Here is a 22,714-nt window from a genome sequence, read left to right on the forward strand (position 1 = left end):
GCGCACCAGCCTTGTAACCGGCTTTCTTGATCATGTGGTCATTATACCACGTTCAAAGTATATTCAACAGCGCCAAGAGAGAATCGTAACGGTCACATCCTTGCGCCATAACCATTTGCACCGCCGCCGCCTTCTTGGAATCCAGCACCGCCGTTCCACGAATTCCACCTCATGGTTATTATACCACGCCCGGGTCTACAAGGAACCGCACGATCCAGTCAGGGGTGAACCACTGTCTCAATGTTTCACCGTGGGAAACTTTGAAGTTTTGAGGCCTGACTCCTTGCAACACCGGGTTACAACACGTCCAGGCGGCGGATCTCGCCGTTTCGCAACTCCAGGCGCACCTCCCAGCCCTCGCGCAGGTCGCGCAGCCGCAGGGCCGATCCGCCTCTGTCCCGCAGCACGGCGTTGCTTTCGAAGAAGAAGCGGAACACCCCGCCGCTGGCCTGCTCAATGGTCAGGCGCTCCCGGTCCAGGTCCACCCGGACGATCTCGCCTTCCACCCGGATGTTTTTGTCCTCGGTCACCTTGACGGTGGTCACCCGGCTCCCCGTCAGCACCAGTTCCACCTCGGCGCCGATCAGCACCTCGTCGATGTACAGGCTGCGCCCGTCGCGCTCGGCTTTCACGTTGCGGTCCAGTTCGTATTTGGTGCTCCGGCCGTCCCGCTCGATGGTGATTTCATACCGCGACAGGTTCAGCGCCGTCACCTTGCCCCGGTACTGCCGGCCCACGTCCTTCTCCAGGATGACGATTTGGATGACCTCGTCGTGCCGGTTCAGCACCAGGCGCACCCGGTCGCCTTCGACCACGTCCCGCAGCTGCCGGGTGAGGCCGTCCCGGGTCACCTGCACGTCGTCGACCAGCATGTAGGTCTCGCTCCGCCCCCGGCTGTCCTCGATGGTGATCCGCGGTGCGGTGGCCGTCCGCAGGTAGGTGACGATACCTTCCTTCTCGCCCTGCCTGAGGTCCAGCGCCACCGCCGCCACCTTGCCGGCGGCGTCCAGCTGCAGTGCCACCCGGTCCCCCGCCTTGATGTCCTCCACCGCCATCCGGTTGCCGTCGGCGTCCCGCACAGTTACGCCGGCCGCGAAGCTAAGGCTCACCTGGTGCTTGTCCCCGTCCTCCACCGTGATGTCCGCGGCCCGGACGGTGACCACTTCTCCGAAGATCTTCCTGTCCTCATCCAGCACCCGCACACCCACAACGTTGCCGCCGGAGCGGATCAGCTCCACCCGCGCCCCGCGGCTGATCACGCTGTAATCGGCCGACCGGGTCCCCCGGTAAAACCGGGTGGCGGCGGAAACGTTCACCTCGCCCCGGGTGCCGTTGTCGTAGCGGACGCTGAAGTAGCTCAGCCCGGGGTAGTTGTTGATCACGTAAGCTTTCACGTCCCCGGTGGACGGCGCCGACGCGGTCTCCCCAATGATGATCTCGGTCACCTGCCCGGCCGTCACCCGGACTTCGACCGCCGCCCCCCGGTAGAGCGCCGTGAGGTCCTGCGCCGTCCCCTGCCTGGTGATGCGCACGTCGGAGCGCAGCGGCAGGGAAACGGTCCCCCCGGTATCCCGCCGCAGATCCAGGGTCGGGGGCGTGCCGAGCCGTACCGCATCCACCGTACCCCGGTACGTGGTCGTCGTCTCGGAAGGCGTGCCCGAAGGAGTCCCGGCAACGCCGCTTTCGGTGTAGGCCAGGAACCGGCAGCGGTTGTCGGCGTCCAACACCACGCGCACATTGTCCCCGGCCCGCAAGGTGCTGACCGCTACCTTGTCGGCCCCCTTGTAAACCAGGTTGAAAGCGGCCAGGTCATAGGTCCGGCTGCCCGCGGCCGTGCGCAGCACCACCCGCCGGCTGTCCGCCGTGACCAGCTCGGCCGTGAAATACCGCCCCGGAACGGGATTCACCAGGCCGGCATCCAGCATCTTAGCCATCAGCGCGGTCATCTCGGCCCGGGTCACGCCCCGCCACGGCTCGAACCGGTTACCCGGCACCCCGGTCATGATTCCCGCCCGCACCACGGCGGCCACGTAGGGCCGGTAGTTCGCAGGAATGGACTGCAGGTCGGCGAAGGTGAGCAGCGCGTTCTCCGGCGAGAGTTTCAGGGCCGAGGCCACCAGGACGGCCACGTCCAAACGCGTGGCCGCGGCACGAAACGGCACGTCCGCCAGGCCGGTCTGGCTGATCCAGCCCTTCTGCACCGCCAAAGCCACCGGCCCCTTGGCCCAGGAACTGACGTCCGCCGGCAGGGTCAGCCGGAGGGCGTTCACGTCCAGCCGTTGCGCTTCGTCCTCCAGCCCCAGGGTGCGCACCACCATCACTACCAGCTCCTGCCGGCTCACCTCGTTCCGCGGCAGAAACGTTCCGTCGGGATAGCCGCGCACCAGTCCCAGCGCGTTGACCCGGGCAATTGCCTCGGCCGCCCAGTACCCCTGCGTATCCTTGAATTCGGTGAAGCCTTCGTCCGCCTGCGCCGCGACCGTCCCGCACGCCAACAAGAACACCGCCGCCGCCATCAGACAGAATAACCCCTTGCTCTTCAAGTTTTCCCCTCCCCGTAAGATCAGCAATCAGGCACCCGGTCGTTTTGGGCCCAAAATTCCTTTTGAACTTTCCGCCTTTGCCAGGGTAAATTAGCCATGAACACCGCCAATCCCTCCCCGTTAGACAAGAATTTGCCAAGAAAAGTCGGCGCGAGAAAACCAAGCCCCCTCTTAAAAGGGGGCCCGGCTCTTTGCATCGGACGAATTTTGAAGTTTTTGAGGTCTGACCCCGGTGTTGAGTGCTGGGCGCCTGCTGCAGGGCGCGATCTCTACGTTGCGGATATTTTCTCCTTGATCGCCGTTAACACCTCAACCAAGCCCGTTTCTAAGGATGGTTGAACATTATCAACAGACCCAACGTGCTTATGGTGGGGAAAAGTCTTAACACCAGGCCAGTGAGAAGCGTTATCCCAGCGGATGATAAGTTCTCCCTTCGTGTTCATCCAGTGGTAAACATATTTTCTCTGGTCGCCAAAGTAATACTCCTTTACGTGCAACGTGCTACCGTCAAAAAAAATAAGCCGCGCCTTGAGGCGCCGTCTATTTCCCTCACGCTCGAACAGCTCAACCGCGAAGTCCTTGATAATCGCTCGAAAAGCCCTGACGACGTTAAGCACGTTCAATTTCCTGCACCCGCTGCTTCAGCTCAGCTAACGTTTCGGCGGCAAAGCGCCAGTCGAGAAGGTCATCCTCCTTCTCAAAATCTTCTTTTCCCTGCCCCTTGAGGTGTTTGAGGAATTCTTCAAACGACATTCCATATTTCTTCTGAAAAAAAGCGTATTCTGCCTCATAACGGCTTATCTTGCTCAAAAGCAACAGGAGAGCTTGCTCCTTTAAGGCCTCTCTTTCACTCGCAAACCCCAGCTCTCTCAGAACCGGGCGAACCTTCCGTAAAAAGCCTGCGTCAAGATTACCCGCTTCTTTGCCCATAATCCCTACCTCCCTTCGCGCCCCTGATCCATTTACCTTCAGTTTACCATACCGGTCGCAACGAGTCCAGGACAGTTGGTGTAGCCGACATCGACATTGCCAGAATCGCCCGACTCAAGGAATCGTTGCAGACCGGGGACCCGGAGCCGGACACGCATTAAACCCGGAATAAGGAATATAGACTATTAATATAGACTATTTAGGGACAAGGGACCTGCCCCCTTGTCCCCCCGGTGTCTCCTCCCGGAAGGAAAAAATTGAACCCGGTACCCACCGAGTGCCGGGTTCGGGTGATTGCTTGATTTGCGGCGTTTAGCGCGTCATCGTCACGGTCCGGGTGGCGCCGTCCCAGTCCACCCGGGCGCCAAAGGCTTCCGCGATAGAGCGGTACGGCAGCATGATCCGCCCCGGCGGGACCAGTTCGGGAGCCGCGTCGATTTCCACCTTCATCCCGTCCACCAGCAAAAGCCTGCTCCCCACGGTCACCTGCACCGTGACCCCGTGCCCGGTCAACACGGCACGACGGGCCGCGCCGTCCCACTTGATATCTCCGGGACCGAGCCCCAAGCTCAGGGCGACATAGCGCAGCGGCAGGTAGGTACGCCCGTCCTTCAGGTAGGGGACGACGTCCATCCGGGCCGTCACCCCGTTACTGGTGTAGCGGTCATTGCCGATGGTGAACACCACTGTCCGCGACACAACCGGCTCCGGTTTCGGTTCCGGCTTGGGCAGGGGCTTCGGTTCCGGCTCCGGCGCCCGGTAGTGGGCCACCAGGATGGTGCCGGCCGAAAGGTCCCTCAGTCCCTCGACTTTGGCCCTCACTTCTCCCGCGCCGGCCTTGGCGGCGTCGGTCACCCGCACCTCGGCCTCCACCCGAAAAGCGGTCCGCCGCGTGCTCTCCCGCTCGGTGCGCAGTTCCAGCACCCGGCCGTCGACCAGCGGCCTGACCTCCAGCCCCTCCCCGCTCACCAACGTGCCCTTCGCATTCGCCCAGCCGAAGCCTTCGGGCAAGGTCAGCTTGATCGGGCTGCCCTTGCGCAAAAGCCCGGCCATGTTCTCGCGGAAGGTGATCTCCACCGCACTTTTCCCGTCCGCGATGCTTTCCACCCGGCCGCTCTGAATAGTCACCTCGCCGGGGAGCACCTGCCCGGCCACCACGACACCGCTTGGGAGCTGGCCGTCCAAATGGGTAATGGTAATCTCTATGTCGCCGCTCCTCGCGGAGAGAATGGCGGACTGTATCGGAATCAAAAAGGTGGCTTTAGGGATGATGCCAGGCACCCTAATTTCACCAAGAAACTCATTCGCGGCTGTGGGTCTGATCGTCATGGTCACGGATGGATCTTCAATTGACGGGGTGTTATTCGGCAGCACCAGACTGAAATCTTTCGGCAACGCAAAGAGGGCTGCGTGCCCGCCGTCCAGCAGCGGCTCGATGCGGACTAAGAGCAGGCCAAGTTCCACCGGGTTATCCTGGGGTGCACGCCACATCTGCTCTCTGAGGAACTGGTAGGTGGTGGCCCCGCCGGCCGCCCCCGCAAACACCGACCACGCTAGGGCCGCCATCACGATGACGACAGTAACCCTTCTAAACCTTCTCATCTATTTCTTCCCCCTCCTTGTGGTCAACATAGCACACCAAGCAGGGAAACCGCAAAACACCTGAGGACAAAACAGCCAGCCGCAGGACCACCCTGCGGCCGTTTGCTGAACAAATCGCCTTACCGCTACCTGCTCCCCGTCCCGCCTGCACTCACGGCCCACGGTTTCTGGAAGGCCAGTTTCAGGTAGGCGTGCTGGCAGGCGAGATCGAACAACTCCTGCTCTGCCTCGGCCAAAGCCGCCTCGCGCTCGGCAACGTCGGCCGCCGTCGCCATCCCCACCTCGCGGGCCAGCAGAGTCACCCGAAGCGCCTCCTGCGCGGCCTTCACCTGTTCCAAGGCGGCGGCATGGGCCGCTTCCAGACTCCGCAACGAGTAGTAAAGCTCCCTGGTCGCAAGCCGCACGGCGTCGCGGGCCGAGACGGCGTCGAGTTCCGCCTGTTCGACTTCAATCTGGCGCACCTTATACGGAGTGTACTGGCCCCTGGCCCACATCAGTTCCTGGGCGTACTTGGCCAGGGTCACGCCCTCGTTCGCGAGCCAGACGGCGGGGCTCGACTCCAGCACCCGCTGGACGTGGACGTCGAGGTTATCCACCTCAACCGGCCTAAACTCCACGCTATCCACCAGCACCGGGCGGTACTGCGGCCAAAAACCGGTAAGCTGGTTCAACCCCTCGTAGGCGGCGTCGAGTTCGTTCCGGGCCGCCGCCAGCCCGGTGCGCGCCCCTGCCAGCGCCGCCTCCGCGCCGGCCAACGCCACTTGCGGCGACATTCCCGGGGCCGACATTCCCACCCGCGCCAGCGCCCTGGTCTTGCGCAGGGCCAATTCCGCCTTGCGGACGCCCGCTTCGGCCGCCCGCACCTTCTCCTTGGCTTTAAGCACGTCCCAGTACTTCCGGCAGGTGCTCAGGACCAGGCGGTCTTCTTCCACGTTCTGGGTGCGCTTGCTCATCTGCCAGTTAAGGTCGGCGGAAAGGAGCGAGTACCAGGCTATTTCCACCCGGGGGTCATAGCTTCCGCCGCGCACCGGGGTGAAAGTCAGTTGGTCAGCAGCCTGCCGGCGCAGCTCTTCCGCCTTGTCCACGTCCAGACCGGCCTTCTTTAGCGCCGCGCTCTGCCTGATGGCCAGCGTGACGGCCTCGTTCAGGGTCAGTTCCGGGGTGGCCGGCTCCTTGGCCCATCCGGCGGGGACTAGAAACATCCAGGTGGCAGCGATGACGGTAAAAAGCAGCACTAGGACGCGGCGCATAAGCTTTTCCCCTCCACAAACTAGTTAATCTGGTTAATCATTCACTGACTAAAGCATATCCCGGCCACACGGCCACGTCAACCCTTTGGCCGCAATTCCGCCCAGGAAAGCCGACCCCGGCCCGCTTTTAGGGGGCCGGGGTCGGACTGCTTATGCTTTGCTGAGTTTGTTGCTGCTTACAGCTCCATCGTCACGGTCTGGGTGGTGGCGTCCCACAGGACGCTCGCCCCGAAGGCGGTGGCGATATGGCGGAAGGGAAGCATGGTCCGCTTGTTGGTGATCTCCGGAGCCACGTCGATGGCGACGCGGGCGCCGTTGATGACCACGGCCTTCTGACCGACGGTGAACTGCACGACCCGGTCACCCTTGATCAGGGTGGCGGTGCGGGTGGCGTTGTCCCAGAAGATGTTCTCCTCCGCGACGCCCAGCGCCTGACCCGCGAAGCGGATCGGCAGGTAGGTGCGGCCGTCCTTGACGTACGGCGCGACATCCATCGTGGCCTCCACACCGCCTACCGTGTAGGTGGTGGAACCGATCACGAAGGCGGCGGTCCGCTTGGTCTCAGCCGGAGCCGGGGTGACCACGTTGGCCAGTGCCACCTTGGCTACGCAACCGGCAGCCGGGAAGGTAGTAGCGGTTTGGTTGATGGCGTCACCATTCACGTCAAAGACAATCGGTCCAACGGGGACAGTGCGGTCGACAGTAATTGCCACGTCGGAAACGGCGATGGTGCTGGCGACTGTGCTGTCGCTCCTGATCACAATTCTCAGTTCACCGCCTGTGACAGTGACACTGTCAATCCTCAGGTCGCCAGAAGTAACCTCAACCTTAGGAACCTTCGCAAAGCTGACGCCGTTCGGCCCGGCAACGGTAAGCATGCGAGGAGTTCTGTCAATGGCTCCCTTTCTGCTTTCAACGATGGTGAAGTTACCGGCAGCCTGGTTCTTCTGCCCGATAATCACATCAGGCGTAGCCGCACTGACAGTGACCGGGGCCAGAACGTTGGCCACCTTGAGCGTGCCGGTAGCGCCGGACTGGCCGGAGAACTCAAGGTTCAAGTCACCAACTGTATCGGCAGCCAAAGTGACTCTCCCATCCCTCAACAGGATTTCGGCCGCTGTTGCCGAACTTCCAGCGGTGATCGGCACTCTGAGCGTCCGGGTATCCACCGCTACGAGAGCACCAAGCGTAATGTCGCCTTTTTCAACCACGACCGTCGGGTTGGTGTTCCACACAGCGTTGTCAGGCAACTTGAAGGTGATGCTACGTCCCGCAATCAGGCTTCCGGGTACGGCTTCTTTCACGTAGAAGTCGCCGATCTTCTGAGCGGCACGCCCAGCCAGAGCATCCTCAACGGTCTTCGCTGAAACCGAAACGCCGAATTCGGCATACTTGGCAACCAACAGAGAATTAACATTCGTGCTGCTGGCACCGCCAATGGTTGCCGTCACATCGCCAAACTTGGCCAATGTTTCCGAAGGCGTGATGGTCGCCGTAACCCTTAGGAACATCCTCGGAGCTGTAACGCCGGTACGGACTACCCGCAGCTTGCGGGTATCACCAGGGACGACGGAAACGCCAATACCGTCAACACCAGGCGGCAGGCCGGTAGCAACGTTGATAATACTGGCTCCTGACCAGTCGAAACCGGTGGGAAGAGCAAACTCTAAGGAGTTGACGGCATCGACAGCAAGGCCACCCGCGATGTTCTCCTGTATATTGATTGAAACGGCTCTGCCGGCCAGACCCATCGTCGGGGTGCTGACCATCGAAACGCTTACTTGGCCGCTCGGGGCCTTACCGACTACCACACTGCCGTCGGGCAACTGGCCGGACAGGCTGGTGATGGTGCACGTAATGTCCCCACTCGCCGCTGCGGTGGTGACACCCGTAATGGGAACCGTGATCTTAACGTCGGTCAACAAACCACTGGCGGCCGAAGTGGTCAAGTCAAGGCGAAACTCCTGATTACCCAAACGCGCTACAGTAATGGTATCAGGCGGGGCTAAGGCCGGGGAGATGCTTGGAGTCGCCAGGACGGCCGGTAAGGTAACGCTCGAGGGTAGCCGGAACACGGCGGAATGCGTTCCAACTCCAAGCGCATCAATAGCGATAAAGATGGTGCCCAGATCGACGGTTGTTCCCGGCGCTGTGGTCTGAGGCACTGAAGGCGCCGTCAGCGCACTGTACGTTGTCGCCGCACCGGCCGGCACAGCCAGCGGGAGCATGATACTTAGTACGAAGATTAGGGTGAGCAGGATGGTGAGTTTCTTGCTCCTGATTTTGTACACCTATGTTTCCCTCCTTAAGATAAAGTATTTAAGGCACTTTGGGTTCTGAAACTCGTTTGGTGTTTCCGCGGTCTGTTGTTCGGACATCCCTCCTTTTCCTCCGTGCATACTTGCGGCCGACCCGCTGACCCGCTAAAGTAGGCACCCAGTGCCACCGGGTACCCCGCGGCGCGGGGCCGGCGCGAAAGGTGCTGCGCCTTTATCTGGAAGCGGCGGCCGCTGACCCGCTTTGCGGGTACCCCTGGCGGTCCCCGCCTCGCATTCCCTGGGTGCTCCGGCAGGCTTTGGACGGGCTGCCGGGACGTGCATCAACTGGTTGACGGGCGGCTAACGAGTGATATTCTGCGTTTGCTGCCATAATTCCTGCTGCGTTGGTCGGATGCTTCCAGATTTACCTGGGTAGTTAGACAGCGGGGGCGCGGGGAAAGTTCCCCGGCGGCGAAAAAATTTTTACCGGGAGCGTTAGTGGTTCCGGAGACAAGCTCATCTGGGTCCTCAACCCGGACGGCAGTATCCAACTGGGAAAAAACAGCGGCCGGCCGCGCCCGAGAATATCTTCCAAATCCCCGCGGCTCTCCGGCTTTCGCCGAACGCAGCACGTAGAACTAATGAGGGCGTCGCGGTGTATAAGGGAAGGAGACTTGGGCTTTTCCGTTGTGCTATTGACTAATCACGGATGAATGTGTAATAATGAATGTGTAATCTACGGTAAGGAGCGACGGAGATGCGTAGAATGCAGGTCGTAGTTGAAGAATGGCAGTACGAGGTTTTGCGGGCAATCGCCGCGCGGCAGGGGAAATCGGTATCGGCTGTCTTGAGGCAAATTATCGCCAGCCAGGTAAGCAAAACCTCTGGCAAAGACCCCCTGCTGGAAGTTGCCGGGTTAGCCCAGGCGCCACCGGAAAAAGACCTGGGTAGTGAAACAATTGACGAACGCCTCTATAAGGCGTGAGTAAAATGCGCCAGATATTCGTAGACACCAGCTTTTGGTACGCTCACGCCTTTGCCGGTGACGCCCATCACCGGGAGGCGGCAGCTTTTCTCAGCCACGTGCCTGCTCCCCTTGTAACTTCTAACTTCGTTTTCGACGAATTAATGACTATCCTGCGGTATGATTTCGGCCACCATGTAGCCGTGAAATACGGGAAACACCTGCGGGAGAGCAAGATTTGCACTCTGGTACGCCTGAACGCCGAGGATGAAGAAACAGCCTGGGCGCTTTTCCTCAAGTACAGCGATCAGAATTTCCGTTTTACCGACTGCACCAGCTTTGCTCTCATGCGCCGCCTGGGGATTAACGAGGCAGCCGCTTTTGACGGTCATTTTGATGCTGCCGGTTTCACCCGCTTACCCGCGGTACCGCTAAGAAAAAAGCCGCCGAAGTAAAGGTAATAGAGCGAACTATACAACACCCGAAGACGCATGATCCGAAAAGCGGTTCAACAATCCATAGCTGTGGAGCGCATGAAATCCATAACCGTAAAATTGGATGAAGCCACTTTCCGGCAGTTGCAAGAAGCGGCGGAAGCCGGGGGGATCAAAAACCAGAGTGAACTGGTGCGTCGCGCCTTAAAGACCTATCTGGCAAGAGAATCGCTGGCGGCCAGGAAACAGGCGGTCGCCGATTATGCGGCCGATGCCGGCGCTCAGCAGGAAGCGGTCGGTCTGGCGGAAACCGGCCTCGATGATCTGAAGGACTACCTTGAACAGATTGAGGAAGGGGATGCATAGGCCTGTCCGCCGGGGAGACATATATCGGATCGCTTTGGGCGATACGAAGGGCCACAAGACGCGAGGCTCTCATTATGCGGTGGTGGTACAGGCCGATTTGTACAATGTTTTGAGTACCGCGTTGGTTGTCCCGCTTTCCAGTTCCGTTAAACGCCCGGCCCCATTTCACGTCCCCCTGCAGGTTCTGGGGAAGCGTACTTATGCCCTGGTGGAGCAATTGCGGGCGGTGGACGTAAACCGCCGGCTCAAAGAACACATCACCAGTATAATTGATTCTGGGATTGCACGAAGATTACCGCTGGCTGTAATAGGCCGGGTTGCCCCCCCACGTGCAGATATTTGCGGATATTTTTCGTCCGTCCCCGCCGGGGGGAGGTGGAAATAATTAAGCCCTTTCCAAATGGAAGGACATGTACTAAATTATTAAACAGGTAAAGTAAAAGAAATATTTACAAATTGATTAACCGGGCCGGAACTTTTTTTTCTGCCGCAATGTCAAATGAGGTAAGTTAGAAGGTTCCGCGCGCCCAGGGGAGTGCTTCCCCTTTGGACGACGTCAAGACGCTGGTCCGGCGCTCGCAAGCCGGCGATACCGCCGCCTTCGAGGAGCTGGTCCGGCTGTACCAGGACAAGATATACGCGCTGGCCTGCCACCTCGCTGGGAACCAGGCCGACGCCGAGGATCTGGCGCAGGAGGCCTTCGTGAAGGCGTATTATGCCTTGAAGGGCTTCCGCAACGAGGCCGACTTCGGCACCTGGCTGCACCGGATCACGGTGAACCAGTGGATAAACCTCAAGCGGCGGGAGCGGCCGACCCTCTCCCTCGACGAGCCGGTGCAGACCGGCGACGGCGAGGTGCAGCGGGAGCTGGCGGCGGCGTCCGCGGAGCCGCAGGAGGCGCTGGAGCGCAAGGAGTTCCAGCGGTTCGTGCGGCGGGCGCTGGGGGAGATTTCCCGGGAGCACCGGGTGGTGCTGGTGCTGCGGGAGATGCACGACTACAGTTACGAGGAGATCGCCCGTGTCCTGGACTGTTCCCTGGGCACGGTGAAGTCCCGCATCAGCCGGGCGCGGACGGCCCTGAAGGAAAGGGTGGGGGCGCTGGCCCGGGAGGCGGGCGTGGCGCTCCCGGTCGAGCGGGAACGCCGGGGTGGTGACGAACGGTGAAGTGCCTGGAGGCGAGACAACTTTTTTCGGCGCACCTGGACGGGGAACTGGCCCCGGCCGAGGGTGAGCTTTTGCGGGCGCACCTGGCGGAGTGCGGCGCTTGCGCCGCCGATTTCGAACTGGAGCGTGCGGTGTCGCTGGTGCTCCGGGAGAGCGCCGTGGCCGACCCGCTGACCCGCCAAAGCGGGTACCCCCGGGTGCCCCGGGCGCCGGAGGGCTTCGCCCGGGGCGTGACCGCGGCCATCGAGAAGCGGCGGCGGGGCCGGGCGGTCGGGTGGTTCGGCGGTTGGCGACCGGCCTTGGCGGCGGCGGCCGCTTCCCTCTTGATCGCCGCCGGCGCGCTGGGTTACGGGGCACAGCAGTGGCTCGCCCGGGGGCCGGTGATCGCCCAGCATGATCTGCCGGGCGCGGTCGGCGAAGTAACCGCGCCGGCGGGTGACGTGCCGGCGGCGCCGGTGACCGAGAGCCCGGGCGGTACGGGTCAGGGTGGAGAGACGCCGGGCGTTGCGCCGGCCGGCGAGCGGGCCGGGCCCGGCCAGGCACCGGTCACCAAGCCGGATGCGGCGCCGGAAACCCGGCCGGACCGGGAACCGGGGCGCACCCAGGTGGCGGTGGCGCCGGTGGAACAAAAGGTGTTTTTGAACAAGCCCCGGAGTATTGAAAGCACGCTGATCAAGCTGAACGTGGACCACCCCGCGCAGGTACGGAATCAGGCGCTGCTCGTCGCCGGAGATGCGGGGGCCGCGCTGCAGTCGCAGGCGGCACAGTCCGGGACGGTCGAGGTGCTGCGGTTCTATGTGGATCCCGGTAAGGCCGAACAGTTCACCAACCGGCTGGCGGACCTGGGCCGGGTGGCGGACCGGCAGAGCGATTCGCGCGACATCACCCGCCAGTTCGCCAGCACATTGGAGCAGTACCAGGAGCTTCTGGCCCAGCGGCCGCGGGTGACCGACCCGGGTGAGCTGGCCACCCTGGACGAGCGAATTGCCTCCCTGGAGCGATGGCTCACCGAGCACGACCGGGAAGCGGAAGAACACGTGGTGGTGCTGGTGCTGCAGCAGAATTAAAATTAAGGAGAAATTCGAAGGAGCCCCGAACGGGCTCCTTTTTGTTTGCTGCACCTTTTGTTTTCAGCGATAGGCTCGACCTCGTTTTGGGTGGGCTTAGTGTGCTAACGCAGGTCACCTGGGATAATGGTCCATTTGGCAAGATAATAACGAAGTTGCTGTTGTACGAAAGGCAGGCCGGTGGTATACTTGAAGTAAGAATATTATACATTCGGTAAGGAGGGGCTGTGTATGACCGCGCAGGTGGTGCGGGTAACGGCCAAAGGTCAACTGACCGTCCCGGTTTCAATCAGGCGTTCTCTGGGCATCCGGGAGGGCGACTACCTGGCGGTGTACCTGGATGGAGACGGTATCCGTCTGAAAAAGGTGGAAACCGTCCGCCCGCTCGACAAGGATGATCCCTTCTGGCGGCTGGTCGGGTCCGGAGCCAGCGGCCTCGGCGACGTGGCCGAGAATCACGACCGTTACCTGGCAGAGGGAGAGCGTGAACGGTGGAAAGAGTGATGGTGGATACCAGCGCCGTTTACGCCCTGCTGGACCGGTCGGACAAACGGCACGCGCAAGCCAAAAAGCTTTTGCACCATCTCCGGGTGACTTCGGCGCCGATTCTGCTCACCAACTTTGTGGTCGCCGAATGTCACGCCCTGATTGCCGGCAGGCTGGGACCGGACCTCGGCCGGGCATGGTTAAGGGGCCTGGTCTGGCCGGTGGAGCGGGTCACCGAAGAAGATGAGAACCGGGCCCGGGAAATCATACTCACCTACGAAGACAAATCCTTTTCCTATACCGACGCCACCACGTTCGCCTTGATGGAACGGCTGAACATCGGCACCGTTTTCGCGTTCGACATTCACTTCGCCCAGTTCGGGTTCCGCCTGCTGCGGGATTAACCCCGGTTTACCGGCGGCCGCTGCCGTTCTAGGGTGATGGAAGCGGTGATAACGATCCGTCCTGGTCCAGAAACGCGTAATAGGCCCCGGTATCGACAAATGCTTGTTTACCGGCTATAGAGATATTGGTCATGAGGGGCGATCCGGGCCAGGGAAATTATACTCACCTGCAGGGTGCGGCTGAAGAATTATAAGGTGGCGGCCGATCTGGCGCGGGAATTGTTTTCCGAAAAGGCAGCCAAGATGGTCTTTGTTTCTCCGGCCCATCATGCCCGGGAGGGCCCGAAAGGGGCTCTTTTTTGTTTTGCTTTACCGGCCGGCGGCGAGGAAGCGGTTTAGGGCCGCGGCCAGCTCGGCGCGGGTAACGGGGGCGGCGGGGGCGAAGCGCCCGTCCGGGCGGCCGCGGAAGATCCCGGCCTCGTAGGCGCGCGACACGGGGGCTTGCGCCCAGTCGGGCACCAGGGCCCAGTCGGCGTAGGGCGGCGGGGAATCCGGCGGCGGGTCCCGGAACTGCTCAAGCGCGCGCACGAGGACGGCGGCGGCCTCGGCCCGGGTGACGGGAGCCGCAGGGCGGAAGGTGCCGTCCGGGTAGCCGCTGACCAGACCGCGGTCGCGGGCGGCGGCGACCGAGGGCCGGGCCCAGTCCGGGACGGCGGCATCGTCGGCAAAGCCGGGGGCGGCGCCCGGTCTGGTGGGCCAGCCCAGGAGGCGCACCAGCACGGCGCTGAACTCGGCGCGGTTCACGGGGCGGTCCGGCCGGAAGGTGCCGTCCGGATAGCCGACCATCAGGTTCCGGGCGCTCAGGGCCTGGATGTCCCGCTCGGCCCAGGAGCCCCGGATGTCCGTCAGGACGCGCGCTTCCCGGAGCGGCGGGAAGGACACCGTCTGCCCGGTGACGGCGCCGCTCTGGCTGTCCACCGCCACCACCCGCAGGCTGGTTTCACCGGGCTGCCTCTGGACCGGGTAGGCGAAGCTCCTCTCCCGCAGGGGCACTTCCAAGCGGCTGCCGTCGGCGTGCACGAAATGCACCCGGTCGGCGCTGGTGCGCCCGCTCACCAGCAGGTAGCCGTTAAACGGCAGTCCGGAAGCGCTCAGCTCCGGAGCGGGTACGCCGGGAACCGACCGCGCCGCCACCTCGATCAGCACCTGCTCCGCCCCGGCCGGCAGGGCGGTGAACTCCACCCGTTCGCCGGGGCGCAGGCTCTCGGCGGTGACCGGGTAGCCGTTTTTGAGCACCGCGGTGCGCGGGTCCAGCCGGTACTCCTGTCCGTCGATGCGGACCAGCCGGCGGCCGGGGTCATACATTTCCAGGGTGCCCGCCCCTCGGACCGCCCGTTCGGCAACGTCGAAGCGCAGCGCCCGGCCGACCCGCCCCGGCTGGTGCGGGTGCCCCGCCGGGTCCAGGAGCACCCGCACCCAGAGACCGGGGGACAGCGCGGCGGCGTCCACCCGCAGGCCCCAGCGGAAGAACTGGGTGCCGGGCGTAAAGGTGATACTTCGAAACACGTCGTACTCGTCCATCAGGTAAGCCACGGTTTCGCCGGTGTACAGCACCTGGCCGTACAGCACCCGCGAGAACGCCTCCACCCCCAGCACTTCCCGCGAACCCGGCAGGAGCACCGCCAGGAGGCGGTCGCCCGGCCGCAAGGCTTCAAGAGGCACGGTCTCCCGGTCCCGGCGGATGGCGGCGCCGGGAAAGACTTTGAACTCGGTGCCGGTTTCCAGAGTCAGGCGCCGGCTTTCGGGGTCGACCGCGTGCAGCCCGCCAAAGGCGATCGGCCGGCGGGCGCTGATATACTGCACTTCCCCGGTGGTTGGCGACAGGACCAGGCGGACCGCCATGCCGGCCCGCAGTTCTCCCACCACAGCCGCGCCAGCCGCGCCGAAGGGCCGGTCGATCCAACAGCCGTCCACCACGACGTCGTCGATGGAAACGGCGGCCGCGGGGGAAATCCGCAGGGGCTCCTCGTCCCCGACCAGCCGGATCTTCCCGGCGGCGGCGTCAATCGCGGCCAGGAGTCCGTCCCGCTCCCGGTAGAAGGCCTCCACCCGCCACAGGGTCTGGGTGGACGGGTTGACGGCACCCGTGATTTCCACCCCCGGAGGCAGCGCTTCCGGGGTCCCCGGGGCGCCGTTGATCCAGACGGCGTTCCGGCCCTGCGGGGCCAGGAAGTAGCCGCCCTCCCGCTCCAGCGGATTGATGGCCGCGAACACGGTCTCCCCCTCGAAGTCCAGGGTTTTCACCGCCCCGGCGCGCCAGGTTGCGGACACGGCGTACGCAGCCCGGGGCGCCTCAGCGGAAGGTCCGAACAGATAGAGGTCGGCGCCGGGCAGAATGTCCTTTGCGGTGCCGCCGGCGCGCACCCCGTTCACCAGGTTTTTCGCCCCGGCGCGCGGGAGTTCGACCCGGCCGCCGCCGGCGGTCTCCAGCGCGTTTCCGTTCGCGCCAAGGGCCGTCTCCCGCACCGGAAGGCAGCCGAACACCAGGGCGAAGTCCTGGGCGGGCGCCGCCGTCCCGCGGCTCCAGGCAGCGTTTTCGGCGACGCGCGCCGCCCGGACGGTCACGGTGTAGGTCCCGGGCTGCGGCCGCGCGATGACCACCCGCTCGATGTTGTTCACGTCGTCGGACCGGCCGATGCCCGCGAAGTCGTTGCCGTGGAAAACCGTGCCGTCCGGCGAGGTGACCGTCAGGTCCAGGTTGTTCACCAGGGTGCGGGCCGCCCCCGGGGCGGCGGGCGGGTCGGTCCAGGCCAGGGTGGCCGAAAAGGGCGCGTCGGGGTGTTCGACCGCGAAGGTGCGGGAGACGGCCTCGCCCTCCGCCAGGCCGTTGTGGGCGTCGATGTGGTGGAAGGTTTTCTCGCGCAGGGCGAGGACGGTGGCGCCGAGGTCCAGGATGCCGAAGGTCTGCCTTGGCTCCGCCCCTTTTACGGGTCGGGCGCCGTTCACCAGGGCGGCGCGCAGGAGGGCCGCCGAGGGGCGGGCCAGGCGTTCCTCGACCCTGAAGTACTCGCGGAGCAGGACGGCGGACCCGCCGGCCGCGGCCGCGGCCATGCTGGTCCCCTCCATCCGCTGGTAGGCCGGGTGGGCCGGGTAGTTGTCGGCCACGAGCGCCGAGCGGGCCGAGATGACGGCGGTGCCGGGCGCGAGGAGGTCCGGCTTAATGCGCCCGTCGGCCGCCGGGCCGCGGCTGGAGAAGGCGGCCGCTTTATCGGCGGCCAGGCTGTCCGGGCCGTAGGCCGGGCGGGGGTTCTGAGACGCCCCGACCACCAGGGCGTTCTTGCTGTTTGCTTCCGGGGTGAGGGTGCCATGATGCGGGCCGGCGTTCCCGGCGCCGAACACGGGTAAAAAGTCGCGGTAGTAGTGCACGAAGCGGTCCACCTGGGCGCTGACACTCCGATAGGCGTTGGTCCGGCCGCCCCAGCCGTTCACGTGCACGCGGGCGCCGGCCTCGTAGGCCGGGCGGAAGAGCGACACCAGGTCGGCGGGCGGTTCGAGTTCGCCGGCCGGGTTTAGAAGGGCCTGGAAGTAGATGCTCGCTCCCGGGGCCACGCCGCGGTGTTTCCCGCCGGAGGCGGTGCCGGTCCCGGCCACCGTGGCCGCGACGTGGGTGCCGTGCCCGACCGGGTCGGCCGTGCCGCCGCCGGACCAGGAACGCAGGAGGACGACCTTGGGCATGCGGCCCGGGACGCTGGCGAGGTCGGGGTGGATCTCGTCGGTGCGGCCCCGGTCCAAGCCGCTGTCGGCCACGGCCACGATCTGGCCGGCCCCGGTTAGGCCAGACGGCGTGGCGAAGCCCGGCACGGTGAGAAAATCAGCCCCGATGACCGCGCGTACCCGGTCGTTCAGAAGGACAGGGGCTTCGTAAGGTTCAAGGGAAAAGACGTCCGGGCTGCCGGCGAGCGCCTCGGGCAGCGGGGTGGACAGGCTCACCCGCAGGACCCGGCCGTCCTCCTCGTCCAGGCCGCGCAGGACAGTGCCGCCGTGCGCGTGCACCAGGGCCGCCACCCGGTCCTTGGCGTCCGCCCGGAACAGGGTGACGTTGAGCACCAGGGGATCGCCACCGGACCCGTCTGCGGGCCGGCCCGCGTCCGCGGCCGCGGCGGCGGAGGCCGGCGGTGGGACCGTTTCAAGGACGGTGAGAGGGCCGGTGCGGCCGGTTTTGCCGGGTCTGGTCTCCGGGCCGGCCGCCGGGCCGAAGAGCCCGCCGCCCCCCGGCGCGAGCAGAAAAACCGTAATCAGCAACGCACTGAGCACGACAAGCGCGCCGAGCACGAACAGTTGCCTTTGCTTTTGCATGCGGCCTCCACTTTTTATTTAAGGAAGTCCGACATCAGGGCGGCCACCCGGGTTTATCGGGTTAGCCGAGTTTACAGGGTTATCCGGGTTACCCATCGTGCATGTTCGTCAACTGGCAGGTTCGCCGATATTCTACCACAGAATTACAGGTTCCGGCACGGTTTGCCCCTGGTAATATATAGACGGCCCAAAGATCGCTCCGGTTTTTCCTACCTGCCCCAACTCTTTACAAGCCTCCCAACCACCTGACGTACGCTCTTTGACCGCCCAGCAGGTTGACCAGCTTTTCGTCCGCCGTCCAATATTCGCAGACTTCCCCCGTTTTCTCGGCAACCACTTCGGCAACGGCCAGGAAAGCCGCATCGTAGAGGGTGGGCAGATCAAACCGGCGGCTGATCAGCCAGGCCCGCTCCTGAACCGCACGGTGCTCCAGGTACACGATTTCCGGCAACTCCCGGAACATGGACCACAGTTCGTCCGCTTCCCCAATAGCGAGTTCACCGGTTCGGCATTTCTTGCGCAGAACCGTCCCCAGCTCTGCCCAGGCAAAGGCAGGCAAGACAACGACCCGCCGTTTTGCAATAACCCTTCGAAACAAGGCCACCGCCAGATCGCTGCCTGGTTCTTCAACGAGAATCTTGATCAGCACGGAGGTATCCAGGCAGATGCAGCTACTCATAACGGGCCGGTCCCTCGCGGAGTTCGCGGATCAAACGGGTGGAATCATCCTGAACCCCGCTTCTTTCGGCTATCCGGGCCTTCAACCGGAGTATCCGGTCCAAGATGTCCGTTTGGCTTGGGGTCTGTTCAAGTTCATCCACCCGGTTTCGCCGCCGCATTTCTTCGAAGGTCTCGGCGTCGATCAGATATGCTACCGGTTTCGACCGCTGCAGAATGACCGCCGGTTCCCTGGTGCGCACCACTTCGTCCAGGAGGGCGCGGATACTCTTCCGAACCTCCGTTACGTTTGCCATACGCATTAATATTACCTCCAACTGTACTATTAACCGTAGCATATCACGAAAAAGGAAAGATTAGAAGGGTCAACAGTGAAAGATTAAAACCCCGGGTTAGAAGTCCCGGGGTTTGCAGATGATCTCGCGGATCTTGAGGTCGAAGAAGTGCTGGGAATGCGCCGGGCTGATGACGCAGGCGGTGTCGGCGCCGGTGCCGCTGCCCGCGATGCAGACGACGTCCTCCCCGGGCGGAACCAGCCCCGCGTCGCAGGCCATGCCGGCGATCTCGGCGCAGACCTTGACGCCCTGGCCGAGCATGCGCAAGGCGTCGGCCACGATTTCCGACGGGTAGACGCCCTGGAACTTGAACCGCAACGCCCGGTCGATCCCGGCCAGGAGGTGGGTGGTGGTCAGGAGCTTCACTCCGGCTGCGGCGAGTTTCGCCCGCATTTCCGGCGGCATCTCGTCCTCCCCGGGGCGGGCGAAGCCCACCTGGTGGGTAACGCAGACGATCTCGAGGCCGGACTCCAGGAGTTTTTCGGCGGTCTGCCCGCGGTGCGAGGCAACGATGATCCGGGAAATGCTCAGCTCGCGAGCGCGGGCGACAGCGGCCCGGATGGTGGCGTCGGTGTTGGCGGGACCTTTAGTGGGCCAGTGCATATTGTTAAGCCCCCTCTCCTTCTGATTCGGGCGGGAAAGGGGTCAGACCCCTTTTCCCGCATGTCACACGGTCCCTGAAAAAAGTGTCAGACACCTCTTTGGGCACCTTTTCCCCACGTTAGACGACGCGGCGGAAGAGTTTGTCCTTCTTGGGGCGGGGCAGGTAATTCATCAAGGATAGGGCGCGTCCGGTGCCCATTGCCACGCACGAGATGGGGTCGTCGGCCAGAACGACGGGGAGTTTGGTCTCCTCGGACAGGAGCCTGTCCATGCCGTTAAGGAGCGATCCGCCGCCCGTAAGGATGATCCCCTTATCCACCAGGTCGGCGGACAACTCCGGCGGAGTGCGCTCAAGAACTTCCTTGACCGCCCCGACCACCAGGTGCAGCGGTTCGATGATTGCCTCCCAGACCTGGGTGGTGGATACCTCCACCGCCTTGGGCAGGCCGCTCATCACGTCACGCCCGCGGATGGCCACCGACCGCTCCTCGGCGCGGCGCGGGTAGGCGGTGCCGATCTCGATCTTGAGTTCCTCGGCCGTGCGCTCGCCGATCAAAAGGTTAAACTCGCGGCGCACGTAACGGACGATGGCATCGTCGAACTTGTCGCCGCCCACCTTGAGCGAGAGCGAGCACACGATGCCCCCCAGAGCCAGCACCGCCACGTCGGTCGTGCCGCCGCCGATGTCCACGACCATGGACCCGGAGGCCTGGGAAATGTCCATGCCCGCGCCGAGCGCGGCGGCCATCGGCTCCTCGATCACGTGCGCCTGGCGCGCCCCGGCCTGCATGGCGGCCTGACGCACCGCCCGTTCCTCCACGCCGGTCACCTGGGCCGGAATGCAGACCATCACCCGGGGCCGGAACAGAAAACGGCGGGCACCCACCTTGTTGATGAAATAACGGAGCATCTTTTCGGTAACGTCGAAGTCGGCGATCACCCCGTCCCGCATGGGGCGGATAGCCACGATGTTACCAGGGGTGCGTCCCAGCATCCGCCGGGCCTCGGTGCCCACGGCGATGACCTGGCCGCTGTCCTTGTTGATCGCCACGACAGAAGGTTCGCGCAGCACTATGCCCCGGCCCTTCACATACACCAGGACCGAGGCCGTTCCCAGGTCGACGCCGATATCCGGCGCGAAGTTGAACACGCTGTCTGCCTCCATTTCTGTTACTACTTCCCGATTACGGGCCTGTCCAAACCGGCGTCGAAAAAAGATATGCGGGGGGAAATCCACACCCAGGCGCGCCGGGACGGCGCGCCGCGAGCTACCGGATGCAAAAAGCCGTTTGCCGTAATCCTCACTGTTTTTATTTTATTCTACATAATATGGATATGATCCTCCTGTTTCGCCAAAAACTTACCCGGTTTCTTTATACTTCTTGCGGGTGGCTTCTCCGCCACGCAGGTGCCGTACCGACTTGTTGTGTTCCAGGACTATTCGCACCCGGTTGGCCAACTTCTTGTTCAGGGAGGGTAGTCGCTCGGTCATGTCCTTATGGACCGTGCTTTTGCTGACCTTGAAAACGGTGGCCGCCTGGCGAACCGTGGCCTTGGACTCCAGAATGAAGGCGCAGATGTCCAGCACCCGCTTCTGAATATACTCCTGCATCACCTTACCTCCCGGTCAGGCTGGTTAGGTGATTTATATGCGGCAAAAACGCTTAAATGCTTGGCCACAAAAAAGAAAATGGCCCCTTAAAACAAGAAGCCATCAAGGTTTAGGGTCAGGACCCCAACTTGAAAGTCAGGGAAGGTAAAAAGGGGCCAGGCCCCTTTTTTAGTAGGGTTCGACACGGGCGCCGGTGTAGTAGTGTTCCAGGATGCTCCGGAAGTCGTGCCCGGCCTCGGCCAGACCCCGGGCCCCGTACTGGCACAAGCCCACGCCGTGCCCGTGCCCGCTGGTCTCTAAGATGAGCTGCCCGCCCTCGATCGTCTGCGTGAAGTTTGTCGAACGCAGGCCCAGGCGCTCACGCACCGTGGTGGCGGTGACGGTCCGGCCGTTGAACGACAGCAGCTTGGGACGCCCGGTGGATGTGTATTCCAGAATCTCGACCACCGCCGCGGGAGACGCGCCGGTGGTGACGGCGACCGCCGCCAGGTCGGTGCCGAGCGCTTCGTCCACGTCCTCCAGCGTGAAGGTGCGCCGCTCACCAGGGTACGGGTCGGTACAGTAAGGGCAGATCACACTGCGCAGGTAGGGCACCCTGAATTTCCACACGTCTTCGGAGTTTTCGGTCGCCCCGCCGCACGAGGAGTGGTACAGCGGATCGATGAGTTGGCCCTCAAAGGTGAGCACCAGGCCCTCGGTGGCATCCACCGCCCGTTTGATCTTGTAGTAGTTCCGGTAGTAATCCCAGGTGGTCCAGCGTTCCCGCAGTTCATCGCGGGACACCCAGCCCTGGCCCTGGCGCGGGTCGTCGCTCGCGTCCGCACCCGGGTGCGGGCTGTTCGCCACGCCGCCGGCCACCAGGCGTTTCAACATGTAGGTCCGCGCGCACACCGCCTGGGCCTTCAGGGCCTCCGGGTGGAAGGCGGCCGGCATCTCGGCGGCCACCACCCCGACCACGTAGTCTGCCAGGGTCAGGTTTATTACCTCACCCGTCTGGTGGCGGTACAGCCGCACGTCGGTCCGGACCTCCGGCTCGCCGGTGTCCGCCAACCGGCGGGCATACTCCTGAGCGGCGTCGGGAAAGGCGATCGCCGCCGCGACGGCCAGCAGCACCAAGCCCCAGAACAGTCTCCGCACCTCTTTCAATCCCTCCGTGTGCCAATATCTGGCTCTTTACCCAGGAGTTTATGTTTTTTGGGGGTAAATTATACGGAGGGACAGGGCATGGAAAAAGACCGAGGTGATGAGTCACCTCGGTCTTTTTTCGAAGCCTGAAGCTCTTACGAAATCTTTAGCGTTTGATCTGTCCGGCCGCTTCGATCCTGGCCACAGCGCGTGCCAGCGCCGCCTTGGCCCGGACCACGTCGATCTCGGGGTCCTTGGCCGCCAGGCGCTTCTCGGCGCGCTCCTTGGCCTTTTCAGCCCGCGCGAGGTCGATCTCCTCGGGGCGCTCCGCGGCGTTGGCCAGCACGACCACCCGGCTGTCACGGACCTCCACGAAACCGCCCGCGACCACGAACGTGCTCCACTGGCCTTCCTTCTGGATGCGGAGCAGGCCGGGCCTCAAGCTGGAAATGAGCGGGGTGTGCCCCGGCAGGAAACCCAGATCGCCGTCGGTACCCCGGACGTGAACGAAACGGGCCTCGTCTCCGTAAATCACCCGCTCAGGGGTAACGATGGAAACCTTTTGGGTGGCTTCTGCCATTCATATCCACATCCTTA

General features: G+C 63.4%; 22 protein-coding genes. 8 read left to right on the forward strand and 14 right to left on the reverse strand.

What is annotated here, in order from left to right:
• Positions 1-296: 296 nt before the first annotated feature.
• The 6 genes from DAUD_RS10730 to DAUD_RS10760 all read right to left on the reverse strand — a co-directional run bounded on the left by DAUD_RS10730 (position 297) and on the right by DAUD_RS10760 (position 8,616).
• Positions 297-2,543, reverse strand: a complete 2,247-nt coding sequence (locus DAUD_RS10730) for an S-layer homology domain-containing protein (RefSeq protein ID WP_012303178.1) — start codon at positions 2,541-2,543, stop codon at positions 297-299.
• A gap of 269 nt (positions 2,544-2,812) precedes the next feature.
• Positions 2,813-3,160, reverse strand: a complete 348-nt coding sequence (locus tag DAUD_RS10735) for a toxin-antitoxin system TumE family protein (RefSeq protein WP_200858709.1) — start codon at positions 3,158-3,160, stop codon at positions 2,813-2,815.
• The gene (locus tag DAUD_RS10740; RefSeq protein WP_012303180.1) at positions 3,153-3,473 is read right to left on the reverse strand and encodes a hypothetical protein; all 321 of its coding nucleotides are present in this window, start codon (positions 3,471-3,473) and stop codon (positions 3,153-3,155) included. Before DAUD_RS10740 ends, DAUD_RS10735 begins: the two co-directional genes overlap by 8 nt.
• 312 nt (positions 3,474-3,785) lie before the next feature.
• Positions 3,786-5,075 (reverse strand): copper amine oxidase N-terminal domain-containing protein, encoded by a 1,290-nt coding sequence (locus DAUD_RS11760; RefSeq protein ID WP_012303181.1) that lies wholly within the window; start codon positions 5,073-5,075, stop codon positions 3,786-3,788.
• Positions 5,076-5,200: 125 nt separating this feature from the next.
• A complete protein-coding gene (locus DAUD_RS10755) occupies positions 5,201-6,325 on the reverse strand; it encodes a TolC family protein (protein ID WP_012303182.1) in 1,125 nt (374 codons plus the stop codon).
• Positions 6,326-6,501: 176 nt separating this feature from the next.
• Positions 6,502-8,616, reverse strand: a complete 2,115-nt coding sequence (locus DAUD_RS10760) for a copper amine oxidase N-terminal domain-containing protein (RefSeq protein ID WP_012303183.1) — start codon at positions 8,614-8,616, stop codon at positions 6,502-6,504.
• A 724-nt stretch (positions 8,617-9,340) separates the two neighbouring features.
• Between DAUD_RS10760 and DAUD_RS10765 the strand changes: the two genes are divergently transcribed.
• The 8 genes from DAUD_RS10765 (at position 9,341) to DAUD_RS10795 (ending at position 13,468) form a co-directional block, all read left to right on the forward strand.
• Positions 9,341-9,568, forward strand: coding sequence for a hypothetical protein (locus tag DAUD_RS10765; protein ID WP_166485188.1), 228 nt, complete (start codon positions 9,341-9,343; stop codon positions 9,566-9,568).
• Between the two features lie 5 nt (positions 9,569-9,573).
• Complete coding sequence (locus DAUD_RS10770; protein WP_012303184.1) at positions 9,574-10,002, forward strand: type II toxin-antitoxin system VapC family toxin; 429 nt, start codon at positions 9,574-9,576, stop codon at positions 10,000-10,002.
• Between the two features lie 78 nt (positions 10,003-10,080).
• Positions 10,081-10,347: a ribbon-helix-helix domain-containing protein gene (locus tag DAUD_RS10775; protein WP_041570965.1), complete on the forward strand. Its 267-nt coding sequence runs from the start codon at positions 10,081-10,083 to the stop codon at positions 10,345-10,347.
• Positions 10,340-10,732, forward strand: coding sequence for a type II toxin-antitoxin system PemK/MazF family toxin (locus tag DAUD_RS13170; protein WP_012303186.1), 393 nt, complete (start codon positions 10,340-10,342; stop codon positions 10,730-10,732). Before DAUD_RS10775 ends, DAUD_RS13170 begins: the two co-directional genes overlap by 8 nt.
• 161 nt (positions 10,733-10,893) lie before the next feature.
• Complete coding sequence (locus tag DAUD_RS10780; protein WP_012303187.1) at positions 10,894-11,511, forward strand: sigma-70 family RNA polymerase sigma factor; 618 nt, start codon at positions 10,894-10,896, stop codon at positions 11,509-11,511.
• Positions 11,508-12,578 carry a zf-HC2 domain-containing protein gene (locus tag DAUD_RS10785; protein ID WP_012303188.1) on the forward strand — a complete coding sequence of 357 codons (1,071 nt, stop codon included), beginning with the start codon at positions 11,508-11,510 and terminating at the stop codon, positions 12,576-12,578. The genes DAUD_RS10780 and DAUD_RS10785 overlap by 4 nt, the downstream gene beginning before the upstream one ends.
• A 231-nt stretch (positions 12,579-12,809) precedes the next feature.
• A complete protein-coding gene (locus tag DAUD_RS10790; protein ID WP_012303189.1) occupies positions 12,810-13,082 on the forward strand; it encodes an AbrB/MazE/SpoVT family DNA-binding domain-containing protein in 273 nt (90 codons plus the stop codon).
• Complete coding sequence (locus DAUD_RS10795; RefSeq protein WP_012303190.1) at positions 13,070-13,468, forward strand: type II toxin-antitoxin system VapC family toxin; 399 nt, start codon at positions 13,070-13,072, stop codon at positions 13,466-13,468. The genes DAUD_RS10790 and DAUD_RS10795 overlap by 13 nt, the downstream gene beginning before the upstream one ends.
• A gap of 309 nt (positions 13,469-13,777) precedes the next feature.
• On the opposite strand, the gene DAUD_RS10800 is transcribed toward DAUD_RS10795, so the two are convergent.
• The 8 genes from DAUD_RS10800 to DAUD_RS10835 form a co-directional block, all read right to left on the reverse strand.
• Entirely contained in the window at positions 13,778-17,764 is a 3,987-nt protein-coding gene (locus DAUD_RS10800; protein WP_012303191.1) for an S-layer homology domain-containing protein, read from the reverse strand.
• A gap of 226 nt (positions 17,765-17,990) precedes the next feature.
• Entirely contained in the window at positions 17,991-18,443 is a 453-nt protein-coding gene (locus DAUD_RS10805) for a type II toxin-antitoxin system VapC family toxin (protein WP_012303192.1), read from the reverse strand.
• Entirely contained in the window at positions 18,436-18,744 is a 309-nt protein-coding gene (locus tag DAUD_RS10810; RefSeq protein ID WP_012303193.1) for a type II toxin-antitoxin system Phd/YefM family antitoxin, read from the reverse strand. Before DAUD_RS10810 ends, DAUD_RS10805 begins: the two co-directional genes overlap by 8 nt.
• Before the next feature lie 90 nt (positions 18,745-18,834).
• Positions 18,835-19,380 carry a pyruvate kinase alpha/beta domain-containing protein gene (locus DAUD_RS10815; RefSeq protein WP_012303194.1) on the reverse strand — a complete coding sequence of 182 codons (546 nt, stop codon included), beginning with the start codon at positions 19,378-19,380 and terminating at the stop codon, positions 18,835-18,837.
• 118 nt (positions 19,381-19,498) lie between these two features.
• The gene (mreB, locus tag DAUD_RS10820; RefSeq protein WP_012303195.1) at positions 19,499-20,530 is read right to left on the reverse strand and encodes a rod shape-determining protein; all 1,032 of its coding nucleotides are present in this window, start codon (positions 20,528-20,530) and stop codon (positions 19,499-19,501) included.
• Positions 20,531-20,740: 210 nt separating this feature from the next.
• A complete protein-coding gene (spoIIID, locus tag DAUD_RS10825) occupies positions 20,741-20,992 on the reverse strand; it encodes a sporulation transcriptional regulator SpoIIID (RefSeq protein WP_012303196.1) in 252 nt (83 codons plus the stop codon).
• Between the two features lie 168 nt (positions 20,993-21,160).
• Positions 21,161-22,129: a stage II sporulation protein D gene (spoIID, locus tag DAUD_RS10830; RefSeq protein WP_012303197.1), complete on the reverse strand. Its 969-nt coding sequence runs from the start codon at positions 22,127-22,129 to the stop codon at positions 21,161-21,163.
• Positions 22,130-22,283: 154 nt separating this feature from the next.
• Positions 22,284-22,697: a F0F1 ATP synthase subunit epsilon gene (locus DAUD_RS10835; RefSeq protein ID WP_012303198.1), complete on the reverse strand. Its 414-nt coding sequence runs from the start codon at positions 22,695-22,697 to the stop codon at positions 22,284-22,286.
• Between the last annotated feature and the right edge of the window lie 17 nt (positions 22,698-22,714).

Origin of the sequence: Candidatus Desulforudis audaxviator MP104C (genome assembly GCF_000018425.1) — a bacterium.
Taxonomy (GTDB): Bacteria; Bacillota; Desulfotomaculia; order Desulfotomaculales; family Desulforudaceae; genus Desulforudis; species Desulforudis audaxviator.